Origin of the sequence: Microcystis sp. LEGE 08355 (assembly GCF_015207185.1) — a bacterium.
Classification (GTDB): Bacteria; Cyanobacteriota; Cyanobacteriia; order Cyanobacteriales; family Microcystaceae; genus Microcystis; species Microcystis panniformis.
Window position 1 is genome coordinate 1 of sequence record NZ_JADEXI010000245.1, and the last position, 6,639, is coordinate 6,639.

The 6,639-nt window shown below is 44.8% G+C and carries 11 protein-coding genes, 1 tRNA gene and 1 pseudogene; 9 read left to right on the plus strand and 4 right to left on the minus strand.

Going from position 1 to position 6,639, the window contains the following annotated elements:
* Positions 1-187, plus strand: a pseudogene (locus IQ242_RS13350) (clan AA aspartic protease); the annotation flags it as partial.
* A 22-nt stretch (positions 188-209) separates the two neighbouring features.
* On the opposite strand, the gene IQ242_RS13355 reads toward IQ242_RS13350, so the two are convergent.
* Positions 210-473: a hypothetical protein gene (locus IQ242_RS13355; RefSeq protein WP_193960307.1), complete on the minus strand. Its 264-nt coding sequence runs from the start codon at positions 471-473 to the stop codon at positions 210-212.
* Between the two features lie 80 nt (positions 474-553).
* Between IQ242_RS13355 and IQ242_RS13360 the strand changes: the two genes are divergently transcribed.
* The 6 genes from IQ242_RS13360 (at position 554) to IQ242_RS13385 (ending at position 2,969) form a co-directional block, all read left to right on the plus strand.
* Positions 554-784 (plus strand): DUF433 domain-containing protein, encoded by a 231-nt coding sequence (locus tag IQ242_RS13360; protein WP_002779924.1) that lies wholly within the window; start codon positions 554-556, stop codon positions 782-784.
* A 3-nt stretch (positions 785-787) separates the two neighbouring features.
* Positions 788-1,153: a DUF5615 family PIN-like protein gene (locus IQ242_RS13365; RefSeq protein WP_193960303.1), complete on the plus strand. Its 366-nt coding sequence runs from the start codon at positions 788-790 to the stop codon at positions 1,151-1,153.
* Between the two features lie 211 nt (positions 1,154-1,364).
* Positions 1,365-1,607: an antitoxin family protein gene (locus IQ242_RS13370; protein ID WP_046661940.1), complete on the plus strand. Its 243-nt coding sequence runs from the start codon at positions 1,365-1,367 to the stop codon at positions 1,605-1,607.
* Entirely contained in the window at positions 1,594-2,001 is a 408-nt protein-coding gene (locus IQ242_RS13375) for a PIN domain-containing protein (protein ID WP_193960304.1), read from the plus strand. The genes IQ242_RS13370 and IQ242_RS13375 overlap by 14 nt, the downstream gene beginning before the upstream one ends.
* A 263-nt stretch (positions 2,002-2,264) precedes the next feature.
* Positions 2,265-2,738: a type II toxin-antitoxin system VapC family toxin gene (locus tag IQ242_RS13380; protein WP_052276626.1), complete on the plus strand. Its 474-nt coding sequence runs from the start codon at positions 2,265-2,267 to the stop codon at positions 2,736-2,738.
* 3 nt (positions 2,739-2,741) lie between these two features.
* On the plus strand, positions 2,742-2,969 hold the full coding sequence (locus tag IQ242_RS13385) for a hypothetical protein (protein WP_016516502.1): 228 nt from the start codon (positions 2,742-2,744) through the stop codon (positions 2,967-2,969).
* Between the two features lie 32 nt (positions 2,970-3,001).
* Here the strand turns inward: IQ242_RS13385 and bioF are convergent, their stop codons facing one another.
* Positions 3,002-4,159, minus strand: coding sequence for an 8-amino-7-oxononanoate synthase (bioF, locus tag IQ242_RS13390; RefSeq protein ID WP_193960305.1), 1,158 nt, complete (start codon positions 4,157-4,159; stop codon positions 3,002-3,004).
* A 184-nt stretch (positions 4,160-4,343) separates the two neighbouring features.
* Positions 4,344-4,703, minus strand: coding sequence for a DUF6464 family protein (locus IQ242_RS13395; protein ID WP_193960306.1), 360 nt, complete (start codon positions 4,701-4,703; stop codon positions 4,344-4,346).
* A 414-nt stretch (positions 4,704-5,117) separates the two neighbouring features.
* On the opposite strand from IQ242_RS13395, the gene IQ242_RS13400 reads away from it, so the two are divergent.
* Entirely contained in the window at positions 5,118-5,666 is a 549-nt protein-coding gene (locus IQ242_RS13400; protein WP_002765175.1) for an RDD family protein, read from the plus strand.
* 380 nt (positions 5,667-6,046) lie between these two features.
* A complete protein-coding gene (locus IQ242_RS13405) occupies positions 6,047-6,322 on the plus strand; it encodes a hypothetical protein (protein ID WP_002763421.1) in 276 nt (91 codons plus the stop codon).
* 226 nt (positions 6,323-6,548) lie between these two features.
* On the opposite strand, the gene IQ242_RS13410 is transcribed toward IQ242_RS13405, so the two are convergent.
* Positions 6,549-6,622 (minus strand) — tRNA-Arg (locus IQ242_RS13410).
* Positions 6,623-6,639 lie beyond the last annotated feature (17 nt).

Sequence of the window (6,639 nt, forward strand, 5' to 3'; positions counted from 1 at the left end):
TGATATCTATGATGGCATGGTGATTTGGGGTGGGCAGTATCGAGAAATCGAGATTAATGCAGCAGAGACAGAGCCATTGATTGGAATGAGCCTGTTGCGCGGTTATCGGTTGCAAGTCGATACAGTCCAAGGCGGATTGGTTACGATTTCGGAGTTACCGATCGCAGTGCGATCGCTATCGCCGTAGGGCGCGTTCCCTAATGTGACTCCTACTGCTCCAGCGATCGATTTTTGGGGAGCGCACCATGCACATTGATTGAAGCTGTGGGTTTAAATGCGATGTCGAAGGCACTGCGTAGCAGATCGCTGATCTTGTAGGTAGGAAACCCAATTCCCTCAAAACCAAGATTAAATACAATAGGATAGTGCGATCGCCGATCTTGTAGGGTGCGTTCCCTAATGTGGCTCCTACTGCTCCAGCGATCGATTTTTGGGGAACGCACCATGCCCATTGATTGAAGCTGTAATACCAAATCCTGTTATAATAAAACGAGATATAGGGTGCGTACCATGCAGCCTTTACCTTTTTGAAAACACTTTCAATGATGTAGCTATGGACTGGGAAACTCGAATTACACTAAATCCCGATATTTTGGTGGGAAAACCTATCATTAAAGGAACAAGGATTGCGGTTGAATTTATCATTGATCTTCTCGCCCAAGGTTGGAGTATTGATGAAATTCTGCGAAACTACCCAGGTATTACAGTAGAAGATATTCAAGCTTGTCTTAGCTATGCTAGTGTAATGCTCAAATCTGAGAAAGTCTATGCTATTCCTGCTTAACTGATGCGTTTTCTAGCGAACGAAAATTTCCCCCTTGATGCGGTTGAAGTCCTACGACAAAATGGCCATGATGTCCTGTGGATTAGGGTGGAATCCCCCGGAATCTCGGACCGTGAAGTTTTAAGTCGCGCCCAAGCAGAAAATCGTATTCTCTTGACATTTGATCAAGATTTTGGAGAACTCGCCTTTCGTTCAAGGTTGCTGGCCAGTGTTGGTATTATTTTGTTTAGAATAAGAGTACCTTCTGGCTCTGTAGTCGCTGAGAAAGTTGCCAAGGTTATCTCATTGCGGGATGACTGGTATGGACACTTTACAGTTATTGAAGAAGACAAAATTAGAATGAGAGACTTAACGGTGCGATCACCGTAGGGTGCGTTCCCTAAGGCGACTCCTACTGCTCCACTGATCGATTTTTGGGGAACGCACCATGCACATTGATTGAAGCTGTGGGTTAAAGTGCGATGCCGCTCTGGTGGGCCCAGTTGAGGAATGTTAGCGTTAAAATAGAGGGGCAATCCTGTAGGCTAGACTGTAAGCAGCTAACTAAATCACCCCTAATTCTTGTGATAGAGATTTCCCCATGCCCCAAGCCTTGAAAGCAATTTATCATAGTGGTACGTTCATCCTTCAAACAGCTTACGATTTACCTGAAGGCACTGAGGTGGAGCTTTTTGTCAAATCACCTCAAATTATTCCCCCAAAGATTACCGATATTGCGGCTAGGCAGAATTTTTTAAGGCTGCTTGTTGAGCGAATGCAACAAAACCCCATTCCCTCTGATGCTCCCCAGTTTACGAGAGATATGTTGCATGAACGCCGTTGACACAAATGTTTTAATTTACGTCAATGATTCGCGTTATCCTAGTAAGCAGGCAATCGCAGCTTCTCTAGTAGCTAATCTGACAGAGGGAGTTTTAATTTGGCAGGTTGCCTGCGAATATTTAGCGGCAAGCCGCAAACTTGAGCCATTTGGGTATGACAGAGCGCAAGCCTATCAGTACATTCGAGATTTGCAACAGGTTTGGTACACAGCTTTGCCAACTTGGGCTGTGATTAATCGTGCTGAGGACTTGATGATCCGTTTTAGTTTGTCTCATTGGGATTCGATGGTGGTTGCTGCTTGTTTGGAAGCAAACGTCGAAACTCTCTATACAGAAGACTTTGGGTATTCAGACATTGATGGGCTGAAAATTGTCAATCCTTTCAAGAGTCCCTAAACCTGCCGCAGCATAAGTCGTAGGGTGCGTTCCCTAATGTGACTCTACTGCTCCACCGATCGATTTTTGGGGAACGCACCATGCACATTGATTGAAGCTGTGGGTTTAAGTGCGATGCCGCTCTGGTGGACTGAGTGCGATGCCGAAGGCACTGCGTAGCAGATCGCTGCTCTTGTAGCTTGGGTTGACGGCTGTTACCCAACTCCCTCAAAACCAAGATTAAATGCAGTAGGATAGACGTGGGATAGATTTTCTAGATTGCCGTGAGCGAAACCGTCTATATTGAAACCAGTGTTATTGGTTATCTGACAGCCAGATCGACCAAAAACCTGATTATTGCTGCCAATATTGAAATAACACGGGAATGGTGGGAATTTCGTCGAAACGACTTTATTCTGTACACTTCGGAGGCTGTCCTAGAGGAAGTAGCTAAAGGGGATACAGCGATCGCCTCCCAAAGGCTGGATATTTTGCGTGATTTTCCCTTGTTAGCATTGAATGACGCTGCACAAGATTTGGCTAAACAATTCTTAACCCGCAGTAATCTGCCTCCAAAAGCGAAAGTTGACGCGATCCACATTGCCGCCGCAACTGTCCACGGCATGGATTATCTGTTAACGTGGAACTGTAAGCATATTGCTAATGCTCAAATACAGGGTAAGTTAGCTGAGATTACCCTTGGTTGTGGCTATGTATTGCCTATCCTTTGCACACCCAACGAACTAATGGGAGATTAAGTCATGTGGACAGATGAAATTGTCGAGGAGATCCACCGAATCCGTGAAGAGTATGCCAAGTCCTTCAACTATGACTTGGATGCAATCTTTGCAGACCTACGCAAAAAGGAAGCAGCAAGCGGCAGAGAAGTCGTAAACTTATTGCGAAAGCCCAGTCTAACAAGTCGTTGGAGCGGCCAGGCTAGAGAGCTTGATGATGGGATCAAGGATGCTAACCGCCGCTCAACTTAGTTGTTCCCCACTTCCCACGAAAAACTTTTTCCCTATGTGGGGAAAGATTCGCCAATAGACTGGACAAGAATCTCTAGATGGGCGAGGCTATGGGTGGCCATAGCAGTAAATCGCAGACGACTGGTGGGAACGGTAGGAGGACGAATGGCGGGGGCAAAAATACCTTTTTCTAGCAGTTTTTGCGATAATTCTAGGGCTTTACCCGGATTGGCCACCGGTAAACATAAAATCGCCGCTTCCGAAGGCAATATATTAAAATTATTTAATTTACTCTTGACAAAATTAATATTTTGGTGTAGGTTTTGGCGACGTTCCGGTTCCAGACGAATAATCTCTAAAGCCATTTTAGCGGCGGCGGTGTCGGCGGGGGATAAACCGGTAGTATAAATCCAGGTGGCGGCGCGATTGCGGATAAAATCGATAATTTTGGCGTTTCCGGTCACATATCCCCCTAAACTGCCTAAAGCTTTACTCAGGGTCCCCATCTGAATTAATTCCCGTCCTTGACAACCACAATATTCCACGCAACCTGTGCCATTTTCCCCCATAACTCCGGTAGCGTGGGCCTCATCCACCAAAACCATACAATTATAAATCTCGGCTAGAGCGAGAATTCCCGCTAGGGGACAGATATCCCCATCCATACTAAACACTGTATCAGTGAGCAGTAAACAATGACGATAGTGATGACGGTGGGCTAATAACTGATTTTCTAAGTCTTCGAGACTATTGTGCCGGTATTCTTTCACCGTGGCACCGCTTAACTTGGCTCCATTTTTGAGGCTAGAGTGATTGTATTGATCGCCTAAAATCAGGTCTTTCTGCGCCACTAAACAGGTAATTGTCCCCAAATTGGCTAAATATCCCGAACTAAAAACAATCGCGTCTTCGCTATTTTTAAAGGATGCGATCGCTAATTCTAAATCTCGATGAATATCTCGGTGTCCACTTAATAGACGCGAGCCGGTGCTTCCAGTTCCATAGCGTTCTGTCGCTGCTATGGCTGCTGCGATCATTCTTTCATCGGCTGCTAATCCCAGATAATCATTACTGGCAAAATTAATCAGCGATCGACCCTCTAATTCTATAACGGCTCCGCCCCGGCCTTGAATGGTTTTAACCCTTCGATACCAATTGGCCCGATGGAGGGTTTTTAAGCTATCCTCGATCCAAGAGTAAGGATGATTCATAGGCGATTGATCACTAAGTGGTCGGACAAAAGTAAAGTTAACCGTGGGAGTCGGTCGTCAGCAAGAATTGCCAGAATTACATTTCTTAAGACAGACGACAGAATTTATGTCCGACTACTTATAGCGGTTAGCTATCGGTATATATCGGGGAAAATAGCCAGATTGTTGCCGAAAAAAGGCTCTTTTAAGGGTTAATAGTTTCGTAAAAACGACAATCTTGACAGGGACCGGGGGGGTTAATCGCACAGCGCAACAGTTCAGATCTGGCGTTAAAACGACAACTAGCATCCCCCATCACCCAACGTCCTTCAATCAAACTTTTTTCGTTAGGAGTGGGAGCAGTTTGTACATAAAGGGAAATTTTGCGTAAACAATAGCCACCAATCTTGTATTGATACTGGTGGTGACGTTCCAAAACTGCGTAGGTTTGTCCTTTCAAGGCCAAATAATTACCCGGTTGTGGCATCCAATCCAATTGGATCTCTCCCAAACTTTGCCGCGGATGGGTCAGAATAACCTCCGTTAGTAATGAATCTTGCTCCATGATTATCCCTGTATTCTGGGCTACCTTTGCTCAATGGTAGCTTAGATCTCCGAGTCGATTAATAATTATATCTCCTGCAAAAATCAAAAATCTGCCGTTAGGTGAGCAGACTCCGAGACGGAAGACTCCGAGACAGGGGGAGAAAAAAGACAAGAGACAACTATCCTAGAATTGCCAATTTCCCGATTAAAGTGGAAGATAAACAGCAGGATTTTTCCGAGAATTTACTTTAAATCTCTTGCATAATTAATTTTTCAGGGTTCAAAAACGGCAAAAATAAGGATTAAATGGCATAAAGTCTGTAAATAGACTATTTAACTGATTATTATTCATTCTTAATTCTCCTGACTCCTGACTACTGGCTACTGACTCCTAACCCTAACAACAATTTTTGATTTTTAGAAGAGGTCTTTTATGGTTTACCCGATCCCGCCTGAAGATAATCTACCGCAAAAATTTCCGAAAATTCCCTTAGATCGTCGGGCCTATGCTTTCCTGATCGACTTTGCCTCGATCTGGTTTTTAAGCTCCTTTGCCAACAGTTCGCCTGTACTGCAATTTTTCCTTTTTCTCCTGATCTGGTGGTGTTTGCGGGTGTTATTAGTCGCACAGAATCGGGGTCAGAGTTTAGGACGTTGGGCCTTGGATATGAAGATCATCGATCTACGACTTCAGCGTTTACCCGGAATTTTGGAGTTAAGCAAACGAGAGGCGATCGCTGGTGGCGGGGCAGCTTTAATGATGGTAGGGTTAAATACTTTTTTTGGCAATCCTTTAAGCTTGATTTTATTATCTTCGCCCCTTTTCGCCGATTGTGGTATGGCGATCGGCGATGAGCAATTTAACCGCGCTTTCCACGATCGCATCGGTGGCACGATTGTTATTCCCACCCGTCGGGGTTTTTCTCTCGATCTACGTTTAAGAAGGCTTTGGTATCAAGTTAAGGGCAGAATGAGAAGATAAATATCAGTGATCAGTGATCAGTTATCAGTGATCACTGATCAGTTTTAAGTTTTGAGTTTTAAGTGAGCATTATTATAGCAGTTTTCATCAGAATGAGGTATGGGCAAGGGGCTTAAGCCCTTTGTTGGCAAAACTTGTCGATACCTCAGTAACGTGAAAAGTGCTATATGTGGGTTTTCCTGTAACGGGAAAACCCTTGATTTTGTCTCCCTGACTTGGTAATAGTCAGGAAAGATTAAGACTCCTGATGAGATCGCATTACAGTGGGAATTTAGGAAATCGGATCAGCGTTGGCATCGAAAAGCCCATAATTAAAGTTATTCCCCCATCCGACGGGCATCGGTGGGGGACAAGAATTAGTCTATTAGGAGTTTACCAAAATGTCAGAAGACAGATTAGAGCGGATCGAGAGAATAGTGGAATCGAACGCTCGCGCTATTCAAGCCCTAGCTGATGCCGTCGCTAGTGACCGCGAGGAACGGAAACAGGAGAAAAAAGGGCTTTACGATTACCTAGCTCGAATAGCAAGCGCACAATCAGATTTTTATGAGACTCAAGCCGATTTTTACCGGCATCTAGAGAGAATGGATGATCGACACGCTCAAATGATTGAAATCATCCGACAGATTAACAAGAACAGAAGCGATCAAGCCTAACCTCTAGAAGTTGCCCGTAGCCGTGCCTACGGGCTTAATTAAGCCCGTAAATATTTCGATAATGGGGTTGATGCTATAGCAGTTTTTATCAGAATGAGGCATGGGCAAGGGGCTTAAGCCCTTTGTTGGCAAAACTTGTCGATACCTCAGTAACGTGAAAAGCGCTATAAATAGCAGTTTCCCAGCATCTTTTCACTGTTTACTGTTTACCGATCACTGAAAAAGGCGGGATCGGCCGGGATCGAACCGGCGGCCTAGTGCTTAGGAGGCACTCGCTCTATCCAACTGAGCTACGACCCCAATTTTTTCCCTAACCA